The sequence below is a fragment of the Dyadobacter sp. AC419 genome (assembly GCF_979253085.1).
The window spans coordinates 271780-297126 of sequence record NZ_CEEDCD010000020.1; the positions used below are offsets into that span (position 1 = coordinate 271780).

The 25347-nt window shown below is 46.0% G+C and carries 18 protein-coding genes and 1 pseudogene; 7 read left to right on the plus strand and 12 right to left on the minus strand.

Annotated features, from left to right (window positions below; all coding sequences use genetic code 11):
- Positions 1 to 2 precede the first annotated feature (2 nt).
- Positions 3 to 1878: pseudogene (locus AC0IYG_RS18250) on the plus strand (glycoside hydrolase family 2 protein).
- A gap of 60 nt (positions 1879 to 1938) precedes the next feature.
- On the opposite strand, the gene AC0IYG_RS18255 reads toward AC0IYG_RS18250, so the two are convergent.
- The 10 genes from AC0IYG_RS18255 to AC0IYG_RS18300 all read right to left on the minus strand — a co-directional run bounded on the left by AC0IYG_RS18255 (position 1939) and on the right by AC0IYG_RS18300 (position 13090).
- The gene (locus AC0IYG_RS18255) at positions 1939 to 4209 is read right to left on the minus strand and encodes an NADP-dependent malic enzyme (RefSeq protein ID WP_471712558.1); all 2271 of its coding nucleotides are present in this window, start codon (positions 4207 to 4209) and stop codon (positions 1939 to 1941) included.
- Between the two features lie 94 nt (positions 4210 to 4303).
- Complete coding sequence (locus AC0IYG_RS18260; RefSeq protein ID WP_471712559.1) at positions 4304 to 5305, minus strand: MraY family glycosyltransferase; 1002 nt, start codon at positions 5303 to 5305, stop codon at positions 4304 to 4306.
- A gap of 360 nt (positions 5306 to 5665) precedes the next feature.
- On the minus strand, positions 5666 to 6409 hold the full coding sequence (locus AC0IYG_RS18265; RefSeq protein ID WP_471712560.1) for a glycosyltransferase family 2 protein: 744 nt from the start codon (positions 6407 to 6409) through the stop codon (positions 5666 to 5668).
- A complete protein-coding gene (locus AC0IYG_RS18270) occupies positions 6406 to 6972 on the minus strand; it encodes a WcaF family extracellular polysaccharide biosynthesis acetyltransferase (protein ID WP_471712561.1) in 567 nt (188 codons plus the stop codon). Before AC0IYG_RS18270 ends, AC0IYG_RS18265 begins: the two co-directional genes overlap by 4 nt.
- Entirely contained in the window at positions 6929 to 7855 is a 927-nt protein-coding gene (locus AC0IYG_RS18275; protein WP_471712562.1) for a glycosyltransferase family 2 protein, read from the minus strand. The genes AC0IYG_RS18270 and AC0IYG_RS18275 overlap by 44 nt, the downstream gene beginning before the upstream one ends.
- Positions 7856 to 7918: 63 nt before the next feature.
- On the minus strand, positions 7919 to 9067 hold the full coding sequence (locus AC0IYG_RS18280) for a glycosyltransferase (protein WP_471712563.1): 1149 nt from the start codon (positions 9065 to 9067) through the stop codon (positions 7919 to 7921).
- A 36-nt stretch (positions 9068 to 9103) separates the two neighbouring features.
- Positions 9104 to 10240 carry a glycosyltransferase family 4 protein gene (locus AC0IYG_RS18285; RefSeq protein ID WP_471712564.1) on the minus strand — a complete coding sequence of 379 codons (1137 nt, stop codon included), beginning with the start codon at positions 10238 to 10240 and terminating at the stop codon, positions 9104 to 9106.
- Positions 10240 to 11316: a hypothetical protein gene (locus tag AC0IYG_RS18290; protein ID WP_471712565.1), complete on the minus strand. Its 1077-nt coding sequence runs from the start codon at positions 11314 to 11316 to the stop codon at positions 10240 to 10242. Before AC0IYG_RS18290 ends, AC0IYG_RS18285 begins: the two co-directional genes overlap by 1 nt.
- A 26-nt stretch (positions 11317 to 11342) precedes the next feature.
- Positions 11343 to 11720: a VOC family protein gene (locus AC0IYG_RS18295; RefSeq protein ID WP_471712566.1), complete on the minus strand. Its 378-nt coding sequence runs from the start codon at positions 11718 to 11720 to the stop codon at positions 11343 to 11345.
- A gap of 23 nt (positions 11721 to 11743) precedes the next feature.
- On the minus strand, positions 11744 to 13090 hold the full coding sequence (locus tag AC0IYG_RS18300; RefSeq protein WP_471712567.1) for an amidohydrolase family protein: 1347 nt from the start codon (positions 13088 to 13090) through the stop codon (positions 11744 to 11746).
- A gap of 79 nt (positions 13091 to 13169) precedes the next feature.
- Here AC0IYG_RS18300 and AC0IYG_RS18305 point away from each other — a divergent pair, with 79 nt between their 5' ends.
- Both AC0IYG_RS18305 and AC0IYG_RS18310 read left to right on the plus strand, forming a co-directional pair.
- Positions 13170 to 13346, plus strand: coding sequence for a DUF6496 domain-containing protein (locus AC0IYG_RS18305; RefSeq protein ID WP_471712568.1), 177 nt, complete (start codon positions 13170 to 13172; stop codon positions 13344 to 13346).
- Between the two features lie 244 nt (positions 13347 to 13590).
- Positions 13591 to 17094, plus strand: coding sequence for a PAS domain-containing hybrid sensor histidine kinase/response regulator (locus AC0IYG_RS18310; RefSeq protein ID WP_471712569.1), 3504 nt, complete (start codon positions 13591 to 13593; stop codon positions 17092 to 17094).
- Positions 17095 to 17128: 34 nt separating this feature from the next.
- On the opposite strand, the gene AC0IYG_RS18315 is transcribed toward AC0IYG_RS18310, so the two are convergent.
- Positions 17129 to 17986 (minus strand): SDR family oxidoreductase, encoded by an 858-nt coding sequence (locus AC0IYG_RS18315; protein ID WP_471712570.1) that lies wholly within the window; start codon positions 17984 to 17986, stop codon positions 17129 to 17131.
- Positions 17987 to 18204: 218 nt separating this feature from the next.
- On the opposite strand from AC0IYG_RS18315, the gene AC0IYG_RS18320 reads away from it, so the two are divergent.
- From AC0IYG_RS18320 to AC0IYG_RS18335, 4 genes are all read left to right on the plus strand, one after another.
- Positions 18205 to 19467, plus strand: coding sequence for an NAD(P)/FAD-dependent oxidoreductase (locus AC0IYG_RS18320; protein ID WP_471712571.1), 1263 nt, complete (start codon positions 18205 to 18207; stop codon positions 19465 to 19467).
- Positions 19468 to 19471: 4 nt separating this feature from the next.
- Positions 19472 to 20374 carry a magnesium transporter CorA family protein gene (locus AC0IYG_RS18325; protein ID WP_471712572.1) on the plus strand — a complete coding sequence of 301 codons (903 nt, stop codon included), beginning with the start codon at positions 19472 to 19474 and terminating at the stop codon, positions 20372 to 20374.
- Between the two features lie 93 nt (positions 20375 to 20467).
- Entirely contained in the window at positions 20468 to 21601 is a 1134-nt protein-coding gene (locus AC0IYG_RS18330; RefSeq protein ID WP_471712573.1) for a fibronectin type III domain-containing protein, read from the plus strand.
- A 73-nt stretch (positions 21602 to 21674) separates the two neighbouring features.
- The gene (locus AC0IYG_RS18335) at positions 21675 to 22751 is read left to right on the plus strand and encodes a glycoside hydrolase family 18 protein (protein ID WP_471712574.1); all 1077 of its coding nucleotides are present in this window, start codon (positions 21675 to 21677) and stop codon (positions 22749 to 22751) included.
- Here AC0IYG_RS18335 and AC0IYG_RS18340 read toward each other — a convergent pair.
- Positions 22748 to 25318, minus strand: coding sequence for a DEAD/DEAH box helicase (locus tag AC0IYG_RS18340; protein ID WP_471712575.1), 2571 nt, complete (start codon positions 25316 to 25318; stop codon positions 22748 to 22750). The genes AC0IYG_RS18335 and AC0IYG_RS18340 overlap by 4 nt on opposite strands.
- Positions 25319 to 25347 lie beyond the last annotated feature (29 nt).

A 25347-nucleotide genomic window follows, 5' to 3' on the forward strand; every position in this document is an offset into this window, starting at 1 on the left:
CAATGAAAAATGTGCTGCTCATTCTGGGAATCCTGACCTGTTTCCGGATTGGAGATTCTTATGCTCAAAAAGCTCCTGACGCGAAATCGGATTGGAAATATGTGGAAGGCAAAATTGTAACGCCCTGGGCCGAAAAGGTTGTCGCTTCCAATGTGCATCCCGAATATCCACGACCACAGATGGTTCGCCAGAACTGGTTCAATATCAACGGACTCTGGAATTATTCAATCGTCCCAAAACAAAATGCTGATACGAAACCTGCTTCATTTGAAGGTAAAATCCTCGTTCCTTTTGCCGTGGAATCTGCATTGTCCGGGGGTAGGAAGGACCGTGGGAAAAGACAGTGTGCTTTGGTATCAACGCACCATTGATTTCGCTCCGAAACTTAAAAATCAGCGCGTTCTGATACATTTCGGTGCTGTGGATTGGAAGTGCGACGTGTTTGTGAATGGCATGCCTGCGGGCACGCATCAGGGAGGATATGATCCGTTTACATTCGACATTACAGACCTTTTAGTAAAGAAAAAACAGCAGGAAATCAGCGTCAAGGTGTGGGACCCGAGCAGCGACGGGCCGCAGCCGCGTGGCAAGCAAATCAAAAATCCGCATGCAATCTGGTATACGCCGGTGACCGGAATCTGGCAAACCGTCTGGATCGAAACCGTTCCGACAACGCACATTGCGCAATTCACACAAACGCCTGACATCGACAAGCAGACGCTGACCGTTTCCGCAATATTAAGCAACACGCAGCCAACGGATAAGGTGAAAATCACTGCTTTCGACGGCTCCAATAAAGTTGCTGAACAAGAGATTGCAGCCACAGAAAAAGCGGTGCTTAACATTGCCAATGCGAAATTGTGGTCGCCTGAGAATCCATTTCTTTACGATCTGACCATTGCTGTAACGCGCGACGGAAAAGTTGTCGATGAAGTGAAAAGCTATTTTGCTATGCGTAAGATTTCTATGCAACCGGACGAAAATGGCATCCAGCGCATGGCTTTAAATAACAAGTTTTTGTTCCAATATGGCCCGCTCGATCAAGGTTGGTGGCCAGACGGACTTTACACAGCGCCGACAGACGAAGCATTGAAATTTGATATATTGAAGACAAAGGAAATGGGTTTCAATATGATCAGGAAACACGTAAAAGTGGAGCCTGCGCGCTGGTATCGCTATTGTGACGAGCTGGGCTTGTTGGTGTGGCAGGATATGCCGAGCGGCGATATGGGCAATAACTGGGAGCAGCGCCCGGGCATTACCGGCGCAGAAACAGACAAAGACCGGACGCCTGAGTCGGAAAATATCTATAAAACGGAATGGAAAGCGATCATGGATGCGAACCGCCATTTTCCTTCAATCGTGGTTTGGGTGCCATTCAATGAAGCCTGGGGGCAGTTTAAGACGGAGGAAATTACAAATTGGACGATGCAATATGATCCAACTAGACTGGTTAACAGTGCCAGCGGCGGTAATTTTCATCCGGTTGGCCACATTATCGACATGCACAATTATCCTGAGCCAGTTATGCCAAGACCGGATATTTTCGGTGCGAAGCAGATCATTGTACTCGGTGAATTTGGCGGATTAGGCTTGCCGATCGAGAATCACGTGTGGCAGCAGAAAGACAACTGGGGTTACCAAAGTTTCAAAAATCCTGAACAGCTTTACGCCCGCTACGAAACCCTGATCAAGCGTTTTGAGCCTTTGATCAAAAAAGGCTTATCAGCAGCAGTCTACACGCAAACAACTGATGTTGAAATTGAAACAAACGGTTTAATGACATACGACCGGAAAGTGATCAAATTTCCGGAAGCTAAGTTGAAAGCCATCCACACGCCACTTTACAATGGTGACTGGGTGAAGTTGAAACCATAACAAAAACAAAAGCGAGCGAATGGCAACATTCGCTCGCTTTTGTTTTAAATGCTATAAAACTTACTTCTTCATCTGCGCTTCTACAACGGCGATCGCCACCATATTCACGATTTCCCTCACCGAACTTCCCAGCTGCAACACGTGCACCGGTTTTTTCATTCCGAGCAGGATCGGCCCGATGGTTTCAAGTTCAGCCGCTTCTTTCAACAAGTTATAAGCAATGTTGCTGGCCGATAAGTTAGGGAAAATCAGCGTGTTAGCGCCGCCATCGGCGAGGTCACTGAATGGATGGTTTTCTTTCAGCAACGCCGTATTGAAGGCCAAATGTGCTTGCATTTCACCTTCAACAATCATTGTAGGATTTCTCTTTTTCAGAATAGCCGTTGCGTCACGCATTTTTTCAGCATCCGTTCCGCTAGCACTTCCGTAATTGGCATAAGTAAGCAATGCGATGCGAGGTTGAATGTTGAAGCGTTCCACTGCTTTCGCTGTCAGCTCCGTGATTTCCACGATTTCATCAACCGTTGGGTCAAGGTTAACCGTTGTGTCGGAGAAGAAAAGCGGGCCTTTTGGGGTAAGCAAAATGTACATACCCGCAACCTTGTTCACTCCGGGATCTTTACCGATCACTTGCAATGCTGGCCGTATGGTGTCTGGATAAGTGCGCGTAAGTCCGGATATAAGCGCATCTGCTTCGCCGGTTTCGACCATCATCGAGCCAAAATAGCTTCTGAAATAAATCGACCGGTGCGCTTCAATCGGCGTTAATCCTTTTCGTTGTCTTTTTTCGTAAAGTGCCTGGGCATAGCGGTCAATGGTTGCTGCATTTTCCTCTGCACGCGGATCTACAATGGCAACGTCGCCCAGATCAAGTTTGCTTTCTTTGATCAAATGCTCGATCGTTTCTTTACTTCCCAGTAAAATAGGAATTGCAATGCCTTCGTCACGAACCTGTTGCGCAGCACGAAGCACCTGAATGTTCTCTGCATCTGCGAAAACAACGCGTTTCGGAGCCAGCTTCGCTTTATTCAGGATTACTCGAGAAATCTGCTCATTGCGGCCCAGTCTGCTCGAAAGTTCCTGCTCGTAAGCGTCCCAATCGGTGATGACTTTTCTGGCAACACCCGTTTCAATAGCAGCTTTTGCCACCGCAGGAGCCACGGTTGTCAAAAGACGCGGGTCAACGGGTTTTGGAATGATATAATTTTTACCAAAAACAATGTTTGTCTCATTATAAGCGAGATTCACAATGTCCGGAACGGATTTCTTGGCAAGATCAGCCAATGCATGCACCGCAGCCAGTTTCATGGCTTCATTGATCTCCGTTGCACGCACATCCAGTGCGCCGCGGAATATATAAGGAAACCCAAGCACGTTATTCACCTGGTTCGGGTAATCCGAGCGGCCAGTCGCCATAATGACGTCTTCCCTGGCTTCAACGGCATCAGGATAAGGAATCTCGGGGTTAGGATTGGCCATAGCAAGCACGATCGGATCTTTCGCCATCGATTTTACCATGTCTTTTGAAACAATGTCAGCAGTAGAAAGTCCAAGGAAAAGATCAGCGCCAACCATTGCATCTTCCAGCGAATCATACGCAACATCCGTTGCAAACTGCTTTTTCATCTCAGTAAGATCCGTGCGGCCATTATGAATGTGGCCTTTGGTATCGAACATCGCAATGTTCTTTGGATTGGCACCCAAAGCAAGATATAATTTTGTGCAGGAAACGGCAGAAGCGCCTGCTCCTGAAACGACTACACGAATGTCGTTGATATCTTTTCCGACCAGTTCAAGTGCGTTAAGCATTGCGGCAGCACTGATAATGGCCGTTCCGTGCTGGTCATCATGCATGACCGGAATGTTGAGCTCTTTTTTGAGGCGCGCCTCGATCTCGAAGCATTCAGGCGCTTTAATGTCTTCCAGGTTAACGCCGCCAAATGTCGGTTCAAGGATCTTGACAGTCCGGACAAATTCGTCGACGTCTTTTGTATTCAGCTCAATGTCAAAAACATCAATGTCTGCATATATCTTGAACAGAAGTCCTTTTCCTTCCATAACCGGCTTAGAAGCCTCAGGCCCAATGTCACCGAGTCCCAGCACAGCTGTTCCGTTGCTGATAACGGCCACAAGATTGCCTTTTGCAGTATACAAATAAGCATCTTCGACATTTGCTGCGATTTCCAGACAAGGTTCCGCAACGCCCGGCGAATAAGCCAGGGAAAGGTCACGCTGGGTGCTAGTTTCTTTGGTGGGGATTACCTGGATTTTACCAGGACGGCCTTTTGAGTGGTAGTATAAGGCGTCTTCTTTTCTGATCTTTTTATTCATACCTGTTGACGATTATTTCGTGCTAAGGTACAAACATTCAATGCAACGCAATGAATTTGAGAAGGTATTAAAAGCGGTTTTTCAGCCTAGTTTTTCACAAATCCCTCAGTATCTTGCCAGAAGCAGACACGTCTTCTTTCTCAAATGAAGGACTTTCGGCCAGGCTTTTTCTCTTCTTGACGGCCACGCTGCGCTTTTTGAGAAAGTAGGCAAAAACCATGTAAGCACCGAACATGGCGATGTAAATGTACATCGAAGCCGTGTTGGTAATGTTGCCATGAAATGCGAAAAACAGCGTGGTGTTCATGATCGTCACCATCCACAATGCAAATGAGGCCCAGAAGTGATTTAAACCATTGTCAATCAAGATGTGATGCATGTGATTGCGATCTGCAACGAATGGTGAACCGCCCTTGAAAATCCGGACGATAAAAACACGCAGCGTATCGAAGATGGGAACGATAAGCAGCACCATTACAATGATCGGTGCATTGAAATATGCGTTCGGATCGTGCAGGTAACCCACATTAAGCGAGAGGAATTCAACAGAAAAGATGGATAGCAAATAACCAACAATCAGCGATCCGGTATCTCCCATGAAGATTTTGCTCGTTTTGGAAAAATTAAAACGAAGAAAACCGAGTAATGAGCCCGACATCGCAAATGCAAGACAGCCAAACGAGAAGTGATCATTAAGGATAAACCAAAGCCCGAAACCAAGACCAGCAATAAGGCTGATGCCGCCTGCAAGTCCGTCAATGCCGTCGATCAGGTTGATGGCGTTAATGATAGCAATGAATATAAATACGGTCAGCGGAATGCTGATAAAGTCTGAAACGCCATGAATTCCGAAGATTCCATAAAAGTTATCCACTTTGAAATTTCCCATTGCAACAAGGATCAGCGAGGCAAATATCTGGATAATCAGCTTTTTAGTCGGGTCAACAGCCAGAATATCGTCCTTAATTCCAAGGAAAAACAGGATAATCACGCCGGTCATGGCGAGACTGATCAGATTGGAATCGAGAATGTTTTCAGAATGCGGCCATAAAAAATAAGCGATCAGCGTTGCCGCAAATATCGCTATGCCTCCCAAAGTAGGGGTTTCTGTTTCGTGTGAGCTTCTAAAACCTGGGCTTAGCCGTCAAATGCAACAGATTTGACAGATTAATAATGATCGGAATGCTGATGATAGAAAGAAAACAAGCGATCAGAAAGGAAAGAAGGCATTGGTATACGTCGTGATGTATTATATTGCTGAAGTTACCTTCGCTTAGTATCTGTAGAGGTAGCCTTAAATCCATAGTGCCTGCAATGTAAGTGAGGTAATTTAACGTTGTAGTAAGTTGACCTGGCAAACCAAAAGTCGTAATTAAAATCAATATTGTAAATAGCTAAATAGCTGTAAATCAAAATAATTATTGCGTGGTTTTGACGGTGTCATTCTGTTTCTATTTTATCGAAACTGTAAAATCTTCCGCAACGGTTTCAGCCACAATGTGTAAAATCTAGGCTTTAAGTTGTTTTCCTTCCACGCCCGCAGATCGTTTCTGTTCGCTGCAATCCTGTTCTTAATGTTGCTGTTGCTCACGCCTCCTGTTCTCATCTTCACCAACACCTTCGGAACGTAAGCGATTTTGATTCCCGCCTTATGAATGAACCGCAGCATCAGTTCGTAATCAGCTGCACTTCCTAAATCCAAGCGAAACGTCCCATACTCCTCATAAAGTTCCTTTTTGACGAAAAACGCAGGATGCGGAGGCATCCAGCCATTCAAAAAGGCACCCGCCTTGTAATTTCCGGAAATCCACTGTCGTTTGACAATCGCTTCATTGTCAGCGTCCACATAAACCAGATCTCCATAGCAACCTTTAATGTCATCCGCCTGCATCGCAAAAGCCACGTCGCTCAGCACCGAATTGTAAGCGTAATAATCATCTGCATTCAGAATGCCTATTATATCACCTGTTGCTAATTGTATGCCTTTGTTCATCGCGTCGTAAATTCCGCCATCTCGTTCGCTGACAAACCGGCTGATTTTACTGCCGTAACCTTCCACGATGTCCTGCGTTCCGTCCGACGAATTTCCATCAATAATAATGTACTCGACTTCCGGGAAATCCTGGCTCAGCACAGACTCTATGCAATGCCTTATCGTTTTGGCGCCATTGTAGACGACGGTGATGATTGTTACTTTCAACGGGTTAAAATTCTTGTTTTAGCAAATTTAGCCGGATTTCCCTGGTAAATCCCGAAGGCTTCCAGATCTCCCGTCGCCACCGATTCCACGGTCAGCACCGCATGCGACCGGACTGTGACGCCAGGACAAACCGTGGCCCGCGCGCCGATCCACGCTCCGTTCTCAATGGTTATCGGCTTGACGATCAGGTCAAACGTGCTGGTGGTAAAGTTGTGGTTGCCGGTCAGTAACAGACACCCTTGTGAAAGGCAAACGTTTGATTCTATTCTCACCATAGTGAGGTTGTCAATCCACACATTTTCACCGACCCACGTATGCGCTCCGATTTCCAAAAACCACGGATATTTAATGTTAACCTTCGGCTTAATCACCGTTCCTTTTCCAATTTTTGCACCAAATAATGTTAAGGCAAAACGCTTAACTGCCATTGGATAAGGCAAATATGTATTGATGAACAAACGATTGGTAAAATACCAGAGCAACTGTTTCAAGAAACTCCCTGGCTTGTACCAGCTGTTGTCATACCGGGACAGATCGGTTTGGGTTTTTAACGTCTTTTCCATATTCTGTCCTGAAATGTGTAATAATATCCTCTTTATTTCTTCCCGCCCGGTGGTAAACTTCGTAGATCTTGGCGTCCACCAGGAAGCGATACCAGAAGCCTTGCAAAAAATGCCATATCAGCCCTTTCATGCCATCCAGAAAACCTAATTTGAAAAAATAGCGGTAACTAAAATAGATGAACGGGCGCGAAAATAAAGGAAGGCTTGCATACTTGATTTTTAAAAACCTTGTCCGCTGTTCCTGACTTCCCCAAAAGCTCGGAATAACTGTTTCCTTACTATCAAAATTATATTTAATATTCAATAGATCAATGACTTCGCGTATTGCATAATTGTTATGCTTTTGCGTCCACCAGGTAAGATTATTAAGGTTATGATCAACAATATCGTGTTGCAGTTGTGCGGTTTTTCCGCTGCTCAGCTTAATGTGCTCGTCCATCCACAATTCTTCGCAAACGCCAAGCCCGTTACGCCAGATCCGCAGTAGCCAGATAGGATAATAGCCGCCCCGATGGATCCATTTGTCCATGAACATCACGCGGCGCTTCACATATAAGCCGGAAATTTCTTCTGCCGTCTGTTGCAGGTTGCTTTGCAGTTCCGCAGCAAGTTCAGCCGTAATGTATTCGTCGGCGTCCATGCGCATCAGCCATTTGGTTTTAAATGGATTGTTCTGAATGCCGTGATTGAATTGAAATGAATACGAAACCCAGGGATTCTGGATAACAGTTGCGCCGAGATTCTGCGCAATGGCAACCGTGTCGTCAGTGGAAAATGAATCGACAATGAAAATCTTATCAGTCACCAGAAGCAAGCTCTTGATGCAACGCGCAATATGCTTGGATTCGTTGTGTGTTAAAATGATGACGGACAAATCAATCATACCCGGGTGTGCAAACAGTCAGAGACTTACCAAAATTCGGTTAATGTAACCGGCCAAAGATAATTACTTTTTTTTAACTTTCTTGTATTCTTCCAATAACTGATTGGCCACCACTCGGATGTCAAAATTTTCAGTTACCATCTTGTGGGCGCGATTTGCGATATCCTGGCCATATGACCGATCTTGTAATATTTTAAGAAGCCCTTTTGCAACGCCATCGCTGTTCAGCGGCGTCAAAAACGCCGCATCGTAGCGCTTAATGTAATCTCCAAAGCCCACACGATCGGATACGATGGTCGGCACGCGCGAAGTCATTGCTTCCAGCACGGCTATGGAAAAACCTTCTGAGTAGGAGGGCAGCACAAAGAGATCCGCGTCGGAAAGAGCTTCTTTTTTCACCGTGTCCGTGAGCATTCCTACGAGCTTAATCCGCTTTTCCAGGTTGTTTTTGCGGATAAAAGCTTCCGTTTCCTGTTGGTAACCGTCATCCGGCCCGGCTAGGATCAGGATTGCATTCGGCAGTTGCTGCTCAACTTTTTTGAATGCGGGCAAAAGCAGATCAAGTCCTTTTTTAATGTTGAGCCGACCCATAAAAAGCACCAGCTGCTGATCGGCTGTAATGTTATGTTTTGCGCGGAAAATTCCTTTTGCAGGCAGATTAGAATATTCATCCAGCTTCATTCCGTTCGGAACAATCACCATATTTTTCGGCCGGTGGCCCAGATAACGGATCACATCGGCTTCCTCGTCCGTATTGTTAATCTGAATCAGATCGGCCTGACCAAGAATGCGTTTTTGGTAAAGCAGCGTCACAATGTCCTTTTTCCATTTGTGGTGCGCTACGGCCCATTTGTCCAGGAGTCCGTGAATGGTGATCACTTTCACAGCCTTATTAGGAATTAAAAACGGCGCCAGGCTTCCAAAATGCCAGATTCCATGCATATGCACCACGTCATATTCGTGAACATGATGCTTCAAATAGCGATACATATCGATGGAAAATTCCCTGTATACATTGCTGACAGGCGTCGTCCGCGCACATTCGATAAGCCTTGCGCCTTGCGGCACCGGATACATTTTCTCTCCCGGCGTCATCGGACTCAGAATATCAACCTCGTGTCCGCGGCTGAGGACTTCTGTGGTGTGGTCGTAAATGATTCTCGCGGGACCGCCTATGGCCCATGTGTAAGCGCAGATATTCAGGATTCGCATGCAGATGATTCGTGTATAAAGTTTATGGCCAACATGTTACAGGTTATGGTAACAATCCGCCATTTGCCGTGCAACTTGCTTGGACGAGAAAGGCGCAATCAATTTCAGTGACGCTTTTCCCATTGCCGATATATTTTCAGGATTTTGTATAAAAAACTGCATGGCCGCTTCCAGTTCGTCTTGCCGGTTCGGGTCAAAAGTAAAACCATTTACCTCGTTTTTTACTAAATCCGCCACGCAGCCGCAGGTTTTTGAAACAATAACAGGCATTCCGCAAACCATTGCTTCATTCACCACCAATCCCCACGGCTCCGATTTGCTTGGCAAAACCAGCACGTCGCTCTGCGCCAGAAATTGAGGCACTTTATACCAGGGCAGGCCGCCAGCAAATATTATTTGTTCACCTAACCCTTTATCAGCGACCAATTTTTCCAGCAAAGGCCGCTCCGGGCCATCGCCCACCAGAAGCAGCTGCCACGGTTCCTGGTCCGTTTTTGCGCTTTCAATATTCGCAAATGCGTTGATCAGCATTTGCAGGTTTTTTTCCTGCGCAAGGCGGCCGACGTAAACGAATTTCCGCGTGGCACCGACATGAATTTGCTCAGCCAGGTCGTATTGCGTCCGGATCACTTCTTCGTCGATCACCGCTGCGTTGCGGACCGCAATTTCAGATTGTCTCGCACCCAGCGTTTCCAGATATTCAGCAGATGTTTTGCCAAAACAAAAGAATGCATTTGCCCGGCTAAGGATGATTTTCTTAATGAATTCTTTAACTGCAGATCGGCTGTTATCAGCAGAAGATGACTCAGAAGAAAGCACCACTTTTACACCTTTGAACCTGGCGTAAAACATCAAAAGCACTTGTGCCGGATCGTAGAAGCCAGTGATATTGAGCACATTTGGTTTGAACTCGTCGAAAGCCGCAAACAATGCTTTGCGACTGCTTTTCCAGTCCACTTTATCGAGGCTCGTGTTGAAAAGGACTTTGTAAGGATAATCGTAAGTGATCGTATCATCACTTTGCATGACGCTGCGGCTGGCTTCGTAAAGCGCAATTTGCAAGACCAAAAACTCACTTTCAGGGTATTTTTCCTGGAAAGCAGCATGTATTTCACTGAAAAGCCGCGACTTATAATGCGCCCACAATTGATTGTGTACAACAAGGACACGCATTACTTTTTAAGATTTAAATATTCCTGAAACAAAGGATAAAGATTATTGGCCAAAAAAAGCTGACCCTGGCTGTTGTAATGCACAACATCCATTTTTCTGTAATATTTGGCATCGATGCCCAGACTAAATTCGTTGATGAGCCGGATATTGCGCTGCTTTGCAAACGCCATTATTTCATCACCCTGATCATTAAAATGGCCCAGTTCAAGCTCGGAAGTTTCCGGATGCAGGTAAATGAACATTGGAATCGAATCCTTTTTGGCAATGTCGTAAATCTGCTCGTAACCCGGATTAAACACCAGTCCCGGCTTCCGGATTCCCGCATCATTCAAATTTTCTTTCTTCACCGAATCCTTCTTGATTGAATCCAAAAGCGCTTTTTCAGGATTTTCCTCAACAGTCGGCGCGAAGAACCAGGTGTTTACATAATAAAAGAAAATCCAGCGATAACGGTCCCAAAGCTCGTAAAGTGCAACCTTATATTGCTTATCCGGCCACCCGGGATCAATCCCGACCGGACTTTGGTGCGACATAATATCGTGCGCGTCATGGCTGCTGGTTACCAAACAAAGCAATCTCGCCTTGAAGGTCCCGTATCTTTTAAGAAAGGCCGCCATATTATCCGGCCCCCACGAACCCGCTGAAATGTTAAGCACACGGACGCGCTGGTTGTAATCTTTCAGGAAGCGTTTTTCAAGCAAAGTGGATGCAATGCTGTCCTGGTCCGTGAGGCTCCCGCCGTTTACAACCGAGTCACCAATGAGCAGGATTACAATGCTGTCGGAAGGAAGCACTTCTTCGCTGCGCATGGATAAGCTGTTGGTACGCAGCACATAACCAAACCTTTTTACATCCTGGTTTGGTGCATAGATATACTCAAAATCAGGGTCCGAAACGTAGAGCGGAGAATTACAGAATCCAAATTTGTATCTTAAAACCACTTCCGCTGTCGCCGCCAGAAGAATAACGAGGATTAAGAACCTATAAAAATATTTTAACATCAAGGAGAAACGCTGTGTCCGCTGCAAATGCAAGGCAAATTTAGGATTACTTTTTCCAAATTCGATTTTTTCCAAAGCGGAGTTGCAATTTATACGCAATCCTATTTGTCGCGTTGCAGCATTTCAATAAGCTCAATGCGGTTGCCGAACGGGTCGCGGAAGGAGAAGCGTTTGCGGTCGGGGATAGGGCTGTCGTTCCGGATTTCGATGCCATTTTCTTCAAGAAGCTGCCGCGCTACATCGAGGTTTTTAACTTCAAATGCTGGATGTCGCTGCGAGGTTTCCATTGCTTTTTCAGCCCGGATGTGCAGCTCAATATCGCCCATTTGAAACCAAATAGCGCCATTCGGAAGTGCATAACCCTGGTCTTTCAACTCCGGCAGTCCCAGCACTTGTCCATAAAAATGCCTTGCGTCTTCCTCCTTGCCTTCTGGAATGCAGAGCATAATGTGGTTCAATTTTTCAAATTCAATTTTCATAAGTAAAGGAGTGTTTGTTTTTATCATTTAGCAAGAGGGCCGGCGCTCACTTTTTTCCCGTTTCGCCACACAGCCTCAATTTTTCGTGTGTTTGTAATGTCATCCGCCGGATTGGCGCCTAATATGATCAGATCTGCCTTTTTTCCACGAGCCAGCGTGCCCGATTCCCTGTCTAGAAGCAAAGCCTTTGCAGCATTTTGCGTGGAGACTGCAATGGCCTGCATCGGAGTCAGTCCTGCCTGCACCATTAATTCCATTTCCAAATGCTCCGTAAAACCTTGGGTTCTGATCGGAAAAGCGCCGGAATCTGTTCCTAATGCCACTGTTATGCCAGCATCAAAGATTTTTTTCAGGTTCGCCGTTGCCGTTTTGAATGCTGCCAAATTGCGCTCATAATCCGGCGAACTTTTGATCTTTTCGTTGTAAGCAGGATCGGTGATCATTTCATAAACACCCGGTTCGAGTGAATTTTTGAAAAAAGCATCATTTAGCCAAGCCGGCTGTCCCGCATATGCAAACTGATATTCATCCAGCGAAAGGGTCGGAATGTAGATCACATTTTTCTCTTTCATTTTGTTCAAAAGGGCTTCGTCCACTTCCTTGTCGCGAATGCTGTGGGCGATAATGTCCAGCCCGGCGTCCACGAGCAGCTTTGCATCTTCCACATAAAACAAATGTGCGGCAACCCGGATATTCCGCTTATGCGCCTCTTTAACGATCGCCTGATAAATCTCCGGTTTCATTTTTTGCGCATTGCCGCCATGGTCATCGACCCAAATTTTGACAACAGTTGGTTTGAGTGGAACGAGCTTGTCCAGCATGGCGGGCACTTCGTCGGCCGTTTCGGGACGCAAAAGTAAGTTCATCCACGAGCCGGGATTCGGATCGGGCGTGTTGAAACCATAACCTGCGGAAAACATTCTTGCGCCCGGAAGCAGGCCCGCAAGCGTTGAATCGCGTAAACCATTAAAAATAAGCGGACGGTCGGTTCCCATTCCTAGCACGGCCGTCACGCCGTAATCCTGGTATTTCACAAGCTGCCTCAGAATGTTTTCTCTTGTATAATTGTCTGCCGAAGAAGTGGTTCCTTTCAATGTGCCCACGTGCGCGTGCGCGCAGATCAGCGAAGGCATCACCGTTTTTCCGGTCAGGTCTATTTCCTCAGCGCCCTTTAAAATGATGTTTGTCTCCACAGCAACCACGCGGCCGTCCATAATCAGAATGTCGGTTCCTTGCACCGGATCTGCGCCTGTGCCGTCTATAACAGTCGCATTTTTGAGAATAATCGCTTTCGGCTGTGCTTTTGCCTGATAACCAGTGACTATTCCAAGAAAAAAAAGCATTAATGCGACGGCATATTTGGTAAGCATATTGGAATAGGATTTGTATCAATGACAAAACAAATTTTGGAGGTCAAAATATAAGTTTTCACCCATAAATTTTTCAAACATGGCAAAGTATTCAAAAAAGGCTGGTGAAAAGGTTGAGGAAGCAATGCATGAGCAGAAAGAAGGCACGCTCAAAACAGGTTCCGGCAAAAAAGTAACGTCCAAGAAGCAAGCGGTGGCAATCGGTTTGTCAGAAGCGAGAAAGGAAGGAGCCAAAGTCCCGAAAAAAAAGAGCTAAGTGCCTCGTAATCATGATCAGTCCTTTTCCACGGCACAATGTGGAAAAGGACTATGTTCAATCATCCCCCTAAAATTTGTTTCTAATTGTAGAACTTGTTCGCGCCGTAGAATAAAAGTAATACAAACATGCTCATTTCAAGTCTTGATATAATTAAATAAAAGCTATCTTGTACGGTTATAATTTACTGATAAGCTGACCTTTAAATTGGATCAATTCGGTCATCAATCCCTTACGAAAAGAGATGTCTGAGGAAAAAGCAGAACACAATTACCCTAGCGACTCTCAACTTTTCCAGAGTTTTATGAGCAGCAATGCCATGTATGTCGTCCGAACGGACCTTGCTGGCAACTATACATTTGTTAATGATCACTTTTGCGACTTTTATGGCATTGAACGGCATGAGGTAATTGGCAGGTCGTCCTTGATGGGTGTTGTTCCTGAAGACATTGAAAAGTGTGTGAATGTCGGCAACATGTGCTTTGCCAATCCAGGCAAGCCCAATGCCGTAATTCTTCGAAAAACGTCCAAACACGCCGGAATCAAGACAACGCATTGGGAATTTACAGGCCTGCCAGACGGAATGGGCGGTGTAAAGGAGATTTTTTGCATTGGATATGATATTACGCAAAAATTAAAAACAGAAGAGGATTTGTCCGTGCTCGTTTCCAATGTGCAGGACATTCTGTTTACACTTACGCCGCAGCTTATATTCACGTACGTTTCCCCGAGCTGGTCAAAAGTATATGGATATACGATCCAGGAAACGCTCGGCCGCTCCTTCACAGATTACGTGCATCCCGATGACCTGCCGGGTTGCACTGCCGCATTAATGCAGTTGGTGCAAACGAACATTCCGGTAAAAGGCGGAATTGAACACCGCATCCTGCACCGGAACGGCACATGGTCGTGGAGCAACACCAACGCTAGCATTGATCCGGGAAGCAAAGATATAATTCTTACAAGCCATAACATTACGGAACTTCGTCGCTCGCGCGAGCGCTTGAAAGAACTGGCCATTGTAGCCTCCAATACTACGGATTACATTGTTATTACAGACAGCAAAGGGCTGATCACATGGGTTAATAAGGCTTATGAAAACCAAACGGGTCATAAGCGTGGCGAAGTAAAAGGATTGAATCCGACTGAGCTGTTATGCGGCCCGGAAACGGATATGGCCACCGTTGCACATATATATGAAGAATGCAGGGCACATCGGTTTGTGCAAGCGGAAGTGCTATGTTACAAAAAGAATGGCGAGCGCTATTGGGTTGATTTGAAAATCACGCCTGTTTTCAATGAAAAAGGGCAGTGCACCAATTTCGTAGCCATTGAGCGTGACATTACATCGCGCCGGAAATCTGACGAAGATCTCCAGCGCATGAAAGCCATGCTGGAACAGACGAACAGCGCTGCCAGGATTGGTGGGTGGGAATATGATCTGGAAACGGGAAATCTGCAATGGACGTCCATAACAAGGGAAATTCATGAGGTTAGTGAGGATTTTCAGCCGATTGTGGACCAGGCCATTGCGTTTTATAAAGAAGGTGCCAGCAGAGAATTGATCCGTGAGGCGGTTAGGGAAGGGGTGAGCAACGGCACGCCCTGGGACCATGAATTACAGCTTATCACGGCAAAAGGAAACGAGATCTGGATCCGGACCATTGGAAAAGCGGAGATGGTTCATGGCAAATGTGTGCGGATTTACGGTGCTTTCCAGGATATAACGCGGAGCAAGCGTTTCGAGGAAGCCATTATGAACTCGGAAGCCAAGTTTCGGAGCCTGTATGATTCGACAAGCGATGCAGTTGTGCTTTTTGACCGCGAAGGTTATCTGGACTGCAACCGGGCAGCACTGAAAATGTTCGGACTGGACTCGGTGAATGTGCTGGTGGGCAAAACGCACGAAGATCTTGCGGCCGCAACTTACTCGTCTTATGAGGAGCTGAGGGATCTGGCGAAAGAAAATTTAGAAGCTGTTTACGAAAAAGGAAGCCATAATTTTGAGTGGGTTTTCAAACGCTTTGGAGAAAAAAGGGAAAGCTTTGTGGCCGAAGTGCTTTTGAATCTTATTAATATCAATGATTCTCAGATCATTCAGGCTGTTATCCGGGACATTACATTGCGCAAGCAAGCCGAACTTGAACTGCTCACAGCACGCCAGCAAGCCGAATCGGCGAGCAAGTTGAAATCTGAATTTTTGGCCAATATGAGCCACGAAATCCGCACGCCACTGAATGGTGTGATCGGCTTCACGGATCTTTTGATGAAAACGGGCCTAGATGAAACGCAGCAGCAATATATGTCCATGGTTTACCAATCGGCCAATTCGCTGCTCGAAATCATCAACGACATTCTTGATTTTTCAAAAATAGAAGCTGGGAAATTAGAGCTTCGCTACGAAAAGACGGATTTGCTGAGCATATGCGGGCAAGTGGCGGATATGCTCACTTATCAGGCCCAGCAAAAACATCTTGAAATGCTCCTGAACATTCCGGCTGACATTCCGCATTATGTCTGGGCGGATTCGGTGCGATTGAAACAGATCTTGGCAAACTTGCTGAGCAATGCTGTCAAATTTACAATGCATGGCGAAATCGAGCTCAAAATTGCCGTTCTGGAACGCCCTAGCGAGCAGGAAACGACTTTCAGATTTTCCGTCCGGGACACCGGCATAGGCATCGAACCAAGAAATCAGCGCAAGATTTTCGATGCATTCTCACAGGAAGATTCCTCCACCACCAAGCGTTTCGGAGGCACGGGACTTGGACTTACCATTTCAAACAGTCTGCTGGAATTGATGGACAGCAAATTGCAGCTCACCAGCAGAACTGAAACGGGCAGCACATTCTTCTTTGACGTAACATTCAAGCTTATCCCCGACGGCGAACAATTTATTTGGGAAAATACAAATGACATCAAACGGATACTGATTGTTGACGACAATGTGAATAATGGCATTATCCTTTCCGAAATGCTTGAAAACAAAGGAATTCTGTCCGATTTTGTTTCGGGAGGGGCAGCTGCTTTGGAAAAACTGGCGACAGGACAATCCTACGATCTTGCACTGATGGACTGCGAAATGCCCGAACTGAATGGCATAGAAACGATTCGCCGGATTCGCGAATCAAATCGAAATGGCGCTAATCTGCCGGTCGTTTTGTTAAATGATTCTTTTGACGAGGAAGTGCGCTCCACCGCATCCGAAAGATTGAATGTATCTCATTTTCTGGTGAAGCCGGTCAAGATCAAACAATTGTTTTCAACGCTTTCGCAGATTTATGCAAGCAGTCCCAGCATTCCCAGGTTGCGTCCCGAAGGCCGGCCTAACGAAATGGCGCATAAGGAAGGTGAAAAGGTTGTCGTGCTGATTGCAGAGGACCATAAGATCAACATGCTGTTGGTCAAAACAATGTTGGGCAAAATACTTTCCAATGTAACCATGGTGGAAGCATTGAATGGCAAAGAAGCCGTCAGGTTGTTCCTGGAAACCGATCCCGACATTATTTTCATGGACATTCAGATGCCCGAAATGAACGGATATGAAGCAACACAACAAATCCGTATGCTGGAAACCAGCAAACGCATTCCCATCATCGCACTCACCGCAGGAACGGTCGTAGGCGAGCGGGAAAAATGTCTTGGCGCCGGCATGGACGATTATCTGACCAAGCCCGTCGTAAAAGACACCCTGCAAAACACGATCAGGAAATGGCTGTTTGAGAAAAATGAAGTGGAGGCATATTAAGAAGAGGAAGCGATATTTGCTTCCTCTTCTTTTTTTAACCGTTAACCACTTGTCCGCCATTGGGATGCAGCACTTGTCCGCTCATGTAGGAAGCGTCCTCGCATGCCAGGAAAACGTAACAAGGGGCCACTTCCGCCGGTTGTCCCGGACGTTTCAGCGGCGTATCCTTTCCAAATTTTTCCACCTTTTCAGCAGTGAATGTTGCAGGGATCAGCGGCGTCCAGATTGGTCCGGGAGCAACTGCATTCACCCTTATTTTCTTATCTGCAAGTGAGCCCGCGAGTGAGCGCGTGTAAGCCACAATTGCACCTTTGGTCGATGAGTAATCGAGCAATGCGGGGCTTCCATGATAAGCCGTAACCGATGTGGTGTTGATGATCGTGTCATGCTCCTGCAAATGTTCAAGCGCAGCTTGCGTGAAGTAGAAGAATGCAAAAATATTCGTAGCAAATGTATCTTGCAGCTGGTCCGCGCTAATCTCCCGCACATCTTCTTTTGGGTGCTGCTCAGCCGCATTATTTACCAGAATGTTAAGCTTGCCAAACTCGCTTACAACTTGATTTACAGCATCTTTACAAAAAGACTCATTGCGCACATCGCCCGGAATTAACAGGCATCTTTTTCCTTCCGCCTCAACGAGTGACTTGGTTTCCTGCGCATCCTGGTCTTCTTCCAGATAAACGATGGCAACATCTGCACCCTCACGCGCAAAATGAACGGCAACCGCACGGCCAATGCCGCTGTCACCGCCTGTTATCAATGCCGATTTCCCTTGCAGCTTTCCGCTTCCCCGATAATTCTCACGAATGAAAATCGGTGCCGGGTTCATCTCTTCTTCAATTCCAGGCTGCGATCCTTGCGTTTGTCCGTTCGTGTCAATTTGATAATCCATAACGATATGATTTTTAGTAGTCAATTATTGTAAATGCCCCCAGTTGTAAAAGCATGTGCCAAAGCCGCAAAAGGCGAGTGGTTTCTCTATAATGTATGCTAATGTCGCATTGGGCAAAGGTCCGTGAGTAAACATTTTCACATTAAAAGGCCTTTAAACCGCATACGGCACAATTATAATATCCGTATATGAGGCATTATGGTCTTAAATCAGCGGTTATGGAGCAAAAAAGAGTGGTGATCGTAGGGGGAGGATTTGCGGGGATTAATCTCGCGCAGAAACTTTCGAAAGACAAGCAGTTTGAAATCGTGTTGGTTGACAAAAACAATTACAATTTCTTCCCGCCCTTGTTATATCAGGTTGCGACCGGCTTTTTAGAAGCTTCCAATATCAGTCATCCTTTCAGGAAATTCTTCCAGGACAAACCCAATCTCCGATTCAGTCTGGGCGCTTTTCAAGAGGTTTTTCCAATTGAAAAGAAGATTGCCACGGACAGCGGCGACATATATTATGATTATCTGGTCTTCGCCACGGGAACGGAAACCAATTATTTTGGAATGGAAAACGTGAAGAAGAACGCGGTTCCCATGAAAACTGTGCAGGACGCGCTCGCATTGCGTAACCATGTGTTGATGAACAAAGAGAAAGCGGCCAAATTGCAGGATTCCAACGAACGTAAAAAACTGCTTTGCATCGTCGTAGCCGGCGCCGGGCCCACAGGCGTGGAAGTTTCGGGCATGCTCGCTGAAATGCACAAAAAGATTTTTAAGAAAGACTATCCTGAACTTAAAAGGGAAGAAGTCGAAATTTATCTCGTGGATGCATTGCCTGTTGTGTTAAATCCACTGAGCAAAAAATCACAGGAAGAAACATTAGCGGAATTACAGAAACTGGGCATTAAGGTGCTGCTCGACCACGCTGTAAAGGATTACGAAAATGACGTGGTTACATTTGCTAACGGAAAACAAATTGAAACAAAAACGCTCATCTGGACGTCGGGAGTGACCGCAACTGCTTTGCCGGGTTTGCCGAAAGAAGTGCTTGGTAAAGGGAAAAGAGTGCTCGTGGATGCGTATAACAAGGTGATCGGCTTTGAAGATATCTTTGCATTAGGTGACATTTGTCTGATGAATGCAGATGAGAAATTTCCAGAGGGGCATCCGCAGCTGGCGCAAGTCGCGATTCAGCAAGGGAAGAATCTGGCAGCCAACTTGCCAAGAATGGTCGAGGGCAAATCGCTGCACCCGTTTCATTATGTTGACAAAGGAACAATGGCCATCATTGGCGTCAATAAGGCCGTTGCCGATCTGCCCGGTTTGCATTTCAAAGGTTTTATAGCTTACTTTCTGTGGCTGGTCGTGCATTTGTTCTCTTTGATCCGCTATCGCAACCAGGTCAAGACTTTTTACAACTGGATGGTCGCGTTTTTTACCAGAGACCAGTCATTGCGCTTCATCATGGATGCCAAGCCCGACAAATAATTTTATGATCCAAACGATTGCCGACAACGCCAAATATCCATTCGAATGGCTGGATATTACGGACCCTGACGACGAAGAGCTCGCAGAATTGGCCAAAACACACAAGTTTCACGAATCTTCGATCAAAGACTGGAGCCAGCCCGATCACCTTCCCAAATATGAGACCGTAGGCGGCTATGCATTCATCATATTCCGCATTCATTCTGAGTCAGTTGCGTCCGAGGCCGACACAGTTCCGGAGCTTACGGACAAGGTTGCGATTTTTATGTTTCCTGAAAAGGTGATCACATTGCACCGCAAACCGTGGGCGGCTCCCGAGCATATCCGCGAAAACCGGATCGCCCAGCATGCTTGCAAAGACACGCATCAGCTGGTTAATGAGATTATCAAAAGCTGTCTCGGCACATATGAAGAACCATCGGCGAAGCTCACGCGTGACATTGAATATTATGAGGAGAATATGTTCCTCAAAAACCGGAAAGCGTCTTTGCTCAAAGGATTGTATTATCTGCGCAGACGTGTGGAAGTGACTCGGCGCGTGATCATGCTCTCGCACGAAATCGTCGATAAAATAGACGACCCGGAACATTCAAATGCGTACACACGGGACACGCGCGACCTTTTTGTTAAAATGCAGAACATTTATGACACGCTTTTCGAGAATATGAATCAGCTCGTCATGATCTATTTTTCGATTTCATCGCAGCGAACCAATGAAATTGTGCGGGTACTAACGCTATTTTCGGTGTTTTTTATGCCGCTGACGTTTATTGTAGGCGTTTACGGGATGAACTTCGATTATATGCCGGAGCTGCGTTTGAAATACGGTTATCCCGCAGTCATGATCTTAATGGGTTTGATCACGGCGGGCATTTACGCTTTGTTTAAGAAAAGAGGCTGGCTTTGAGGCAGTCGGGGAGAGGTTTTAATTTTGAAAAGTCGCTTGCAAGATATGATACACATTTATAACAAATCAATTTTTAACGCATTCCTTTTGACATTGTCCTTGCTGTTAACGCAGCAGGCGGTGTTTGCAGTTACCATTCCAAAAGCGCCTTCCAAGCTTGTCGCAACGGCTATTTCTGCTAATCAGATTAACCTGACATGGACAGATAATGCATTGGACGAAACGGGTTTTGAGCTGGAACGATCTACGGATGGACTTAAATTTGCCAAGATCGCCGACGTGGCCGTTAATGTTAAAACATTTGCAAATACGGCTCTGCCTGCTTCTACTAAATTCTGGTACAGGATCCTGGCTAAAAACACAGCAGGGAAATCCGCTTACAGCAACATTGTCACGGCAACCACATTACTCGCTCTCCCAAACGCCCCCGAACGGCTCACCGCAACCGCAGTTTCCACATCCCAGATCAACCTCGACTGGATCGATAAGGCGGTTAATGAGAGTGGTTTTCAATTGGAAAGATCAAGCAACGGCACCAGCTTTACGAAAATCGCGGACCTCTTGCCAAATGTGATTGTGTATCAAAACACGGGCTTGACACCCGATACGGAATATTTTTACAGGATCAGAGCGGTGAATGCTGCGGGTGCGTCTGCTTACAGCAACGTTGTTTCAGCCACCACAGACAACATTCCCGTGCCCGACCGGCCTGTCAACTTCACCGCATCTCCGATCGCGCCCGACCTTGTTCAGCTGCGTTGGTCGGCGGTTTCTGCCAACACAAAAGAAGTGGTGATCGAGCGCTCCGCCGGCAGCCTGGAACGATATGTGCAGATCGGGAAAGTTGCGCCTAACGTGCTGCAATTTCAGGACACGGATTCATTGGCAAAAGTGGATCATTATTATCGGATCAAAGCCGTTAATGCAGGCGGAAGTTCGCCTTATAGTCTGGTTTCCATCGTGTTAGCCAACTCTATCATTACAGGTTTAGAGCCCGCAGCAGCGGATAATCACCTGATTTATGCATTTGGCAAAATCATTTTTGCAGAATTAACCCGGCCCGTTTCGGCATTATTGCAGGTTTACGATCTGAGGGGTGTTCAACAAGCCGAGCGGCAGGTTGGGCCGTCCTCGAAAACAGATTTGAGCAAGCTCCCCGCGGGAATTTATATTGTGCGCATACTGACCGACAAAGAAGTAATATCACGCAAAATCGCGCTTTATTGATATCATATCCTAAATCCAGAAACATGAAATATTTACGCAACCTTTTGCTGCTCGCATTGGGGCTTTCCGTGATTTGCCCTGCTGTCACATTGGCTCAAAAAAGAAAAAATACATTGTTAATGGCTACGTTGGCGGTTTTCGCGGACTTGTTCAGACCGAAGCAATCGATGCGGAAAAGCTGACGCACATTAATTATGCATTTGTCAATGTAAAAGACAGCCTCGCCGTGCTGACCAATCTCGCGACAGATTCAACCAATTTCCGAAAACTCAATGAAATGAAAGCGGCGAAAAATCCGGACCTTAAAATCCTGATCTCAATCGGTGGCTGGGCGTGGAGTGAGAATTTTTCCGATGCAGTTTTAACCGAAACTTCCAGAAGACAATTTGCCAAATCAAGCGTCGATATTGTGCGCCAGTTTAACCTCGACGGCGTGGACATTGACTGGGAATATCCGGCCATGCGCGGCGAAGAAGGCAATGTTTTCCGGCCCGAAGACAAGCAGAATTTCACATTAATGTTCAAGGCCATCCGCGAAGAACTGGACATCCTGAAAAAGGAAAAAGGACGCGATTATCAGCTTACGACAGCAGTAGGCGGTTCCAAATCATTTGTAGAAAACACGGAAATGGGCCTTGCGCAGCCTTTTCTGGATTACGTTTTCATTATGACTTACGACTACGGCGGCAAAAACGGCACAGTCGGACACCACACGAATTTGTACGATTATGGCGACGGCGAAGGTTCTTCGGCTGATCGCTCTGTCAAAAACTTCATGGCCGCAGGTGTGCCCGCGAGTAAGATCGTGCTGGGCGCTGCGTTTTACGGAAAAGGCTGGGAAGCCGAAACTGTAAAAAACAATGGTTTAGGCGAAAAACGCATTAAGGCTGTTCAGGGAGGTGGTTATACCAAGTTGAAAGACACGCTGATCAATCAGAATGGCTATAAAAAATTTTATGATAAAAAGGCAAAAGCGCCTTATCTGTTCAATGATTCTACCAAAGTGCTGATCTCCTACGAAGACGAAAAATCGATTCGGGATAAGTGTAAATATGTCAAAAAGAACAACCTGGCCGGGATATTTTTCTGGGAATATTTCAGCGATCCGAAGGAATATCTGATCACAGAAATCAGCAAAAATCTGGATTAACTAACCAGTCCAAGTAAGTCATTTTTGGTCAGCGTTTTCAAAACAGAAGCATCCGTTTTGACAAGATCGTCGGCCAGGTCTTTCTTGGATGCCTGTAATTCCAAGATCTTTTCTTCAATGGTCCCGGGACAAATGAGGCGCACGGCAATCACATTTTTCTTTTGCCCGATGCGGTAACTGCGGTCAATCGCTTGATTTTCAACCGCCGGATTCCACCAGGGATCAACCAGATAAACATAATCCGCTTCGGTAAGGTTAAGGCCCGTTCCGCCCGCTTTCAAGCTGATCAGAAAAACTCGGATCTCCGCATTGTTCTGAAAATTATCAACCCGTGCAGCGCGGTCCTTCGTCCGCCCGGTAAGATATTCAAACTGAATGCCGCGGTTAACAAGCTCATCCTTAATTAAATCCAGCATAGTAACGAATTGCGAAAACACAAGGATTTTATGCTGCGGCGATTTCCCTTCGATCTGTTCCAGAAGCGCGTCGATCTTGGCGGAAGCATTACCGTAATACAAATGGTCATTCAGCAAGGCAGGGGAGTTGCAGATCTGGCGCAGCTTGGTAAGCCCCTGTAACACGTGCAGACTTTCCCGCGCAATGTCGCCCTCATTTCGGGTGTTCAGGAAAGTGTAAAATTCCAGTTCATAAGCATTGTAAACCTTGCGCTGCTCTTCACCCATTTCACAGTAAATGACCATTTCTGTCTTGTCGGGAAGCTCCGTAGCAACCTGTTTTTTGGTCCTGCGGAGCACAAAGGGATCAATTCTTTTTTGCAGCTCACGCGCGCGGTCATTGTCTTTGAACCGGTCAATCGGATTTGAAAAATGATTTCTGAACTGCGTTTTATTGCCCAGTAATCCCGGGCACGCAAAGGAAAGCTGGCCGAAAATATCAAATGTGTTATTCTCAATGGGCGTTCCCGTCAGCACCAGTTTGTTTCTCGAATTAAGCAGCCGTGCAGCCTTATATCGCTGTGATTCAGGATTTTTAATGGCTTGCGATTCATCGAGGATAATGTAATTGAAATGATATTTTTTCAAAAAATTCACATCGGAAAGCAATGTGCCGTAAGATGTCAGAATCACTTCATAACGGTCAAAATCCGCAACCGTTTTCACGCGGTCCGATCCGTAAATGGTCAGCACTTTTAATGACGGCGCAAATTTTTCAATCTCCGCCTGCCAGTTAAAAATCAGCGAAGTAGGAACAATGATGAGGTTGGTGTTTTGCGTTTGTTTTTGCCTTTGAATGAGCAGAAATGCAATGATCTGCAATGTTTTACCCAATCCCATGTCATCCGCAAGGCAGCCGCCAAAATCGAAATCATCCAGGAAGTTGAGCCAGTTCAGACCTTCTTTCTGATACGCGCGCAGGGAAGCATTCAGTTCCTGCGGAACGTCCACCGGTTCAATGGTTTCAAAATCGGAAAAACGGGATTTGTAAAACGCAATTTGCTCCCGCACATCTTTGGCAAGTGACTCAGCCTCATACATTTCACTTACTGTCGCAAAGTTCATTTTTGAAGTCCTGATGCTTTCATCCACGACGTCGCCGGCTTCGAAAAATTTCGCAAACTTCTCAATCCATTCGTCGGGCAGGATTCCATTGGAACCGTCATCCAGCTGCACATATTTCGTGCGGTTTTTAACGGCCTTATGCAAGTTTTTCAATGTTACTTTTTGCTCACCAAATCTGACATTCGCCGTGGTGTTAAACCAGTTTATCCCGCTGATCACATGGACGGAAACCTGCGCTTTGTTCGGATTAAGCCGGATTTTGGTCAATTTATCAAAACCCAAAACCGTAATTTTCTGGTGACGCCATTCTTCAAATGCGTTCAAAAACCAATGCTCGTTTAAGAATCGCTCTTTATATAAATAGAAAAATTCTCGTCCCAGCTGGTCTTCAAAATTAGGATGTTGTCTGATAATCGCACTCGCGAAACGCAGTTCTTCGCTTTCATCGCGCCGCACTGTGAACGGGTTTCCGTGCGCATCCACGGAGTAAATCTGCTTTTGCGAAAATATCGGCACTTCCACATTTCCATATTTGATCACCGGCGTTATCATCACATAATTGCCGAAATCTTCGAGGTAAATCACCTTTTCACTGTCCTTATCAAAACCCTGTTCAATTTTCTGAGGCTCCGTTGCCGGTTTGAGATACGAATAATTGATCTTGATCTTCGACTCGATTTTGGCAAGCAGGTTTTGTCTGAATTCCTCAAATTTGGACTGATGAATAATGATCTTCTGATTATGCGCATTGAAAAATTCAACCGTTTTCAGCACATCTTCGTTGTCAATCAAATACAGCGAATCAAGATAAAGCACAAAATAGTCGTAGCGCATTTTGACTTTTTCCAAATCCAGCGAAACGCCGTTCAGGATCAGTTGACCCGAAATCTGAAAAAACGGAGGTTTGCTGTCGATCGTCAGCTGCATATCCACAGGCGCTTTTTCGAGCTTAACCAGCACAAGCGAAGCCGCATTAATGCTTTCGGAAATCAGTGGATTGTGATAAAAGAAATCGAGCGACGGCGGATTCCGGACAATACTTTTCAATCCGGCGAGGTCTATATCCGCCTGTTTTT

Bases quoted from the DNA above. Each gene is read 5' to 3' on its own strand.
- AC0IYG_RS18255 (WP_471712558.1), bottom strand. From the start codon at position 4,209: ATGAATAAAAAGATCAGAAAAGAAGACGCCTTATACTACCACTCAAAA.
- AC0IYG_RS18270 (WP_471712561.1), bottom strand. From the start codon at position 6,972: ATGGAAAAGACGTTAAAAACCCAAACCGATCTGTCCCGGTATGACAAC.
- AC0IYG_RS18275 (WP_471712562.1), bottom strand. From the start codon at position 7,855: ATGATTGATTTGTCCGTCATCATTTTAACACACAACGAATCCAAGCAT.
- AC0IYG_RS18280 (WP_471712563.1), bottom strand. From the start codon at position 9,067: ATGCGAATCCTGAATATCTGCGCTTACACATGGGCCATAGGCGGTCCC.
- AC0IYG_RS18285 (WP_471712564.1), bottom strand. From the start codon at position 10,240: ATGCGTGTCCTTGTTGTACACAATCAATTGTGGGCGCATTATAAGTCG.
- AC0IYG_RS18295 (WP_471712566.1), bottom strand. From the start codon at position 11,720: ATGAAAATTGAATTTGAAAAATTGAACCACATTATGCTCTGCATTCCA.
- AC0IYG_RS18300 (WP_471712567.1), bottom strand. From the start codon at position 13,090: ATGCTTACCAAATATGCCGTCGCATTAATGCTTTTTTTTCTTGGAATA.
- AC0IYG_RS18305 (WP_471712568.1), top strand. From the start codon at position 13,170: ATGGCAAAGTATTCAAAAAAGGCTGGTGAAAAGGTTGAGGAAGCAATG.
- AC0IYG_RS18310 (WP_471712569.1), top strand. From the start codon at position 13,591: ATGTCTGAGGAAAAAGCAGAACACAATTACCCTAGCGACTCTCAACTT.
- AC0IYG_RS18315 (WP_471712570.1), bottom strand. From the start codon at position 17,986: ATGGATTATCAAATTGACACGAACGGACAAACGCAAGGATCGCAGCCT.
- AC0IYG_RS18320 (WP_471712571.1), top strand. From the start codon at position 18,205: ATGGAGCAAAAAAGAGTGGTGATCGTAGGGGGAGGATTTGCGGGGATT.
- AC0IYG_RS18325 (WP_471712572.1), top strand. From the start codon at position 19,472: ATGATCCAAACGATTGCCGACAACGCCAAATATCCATTCGAATGGCTG.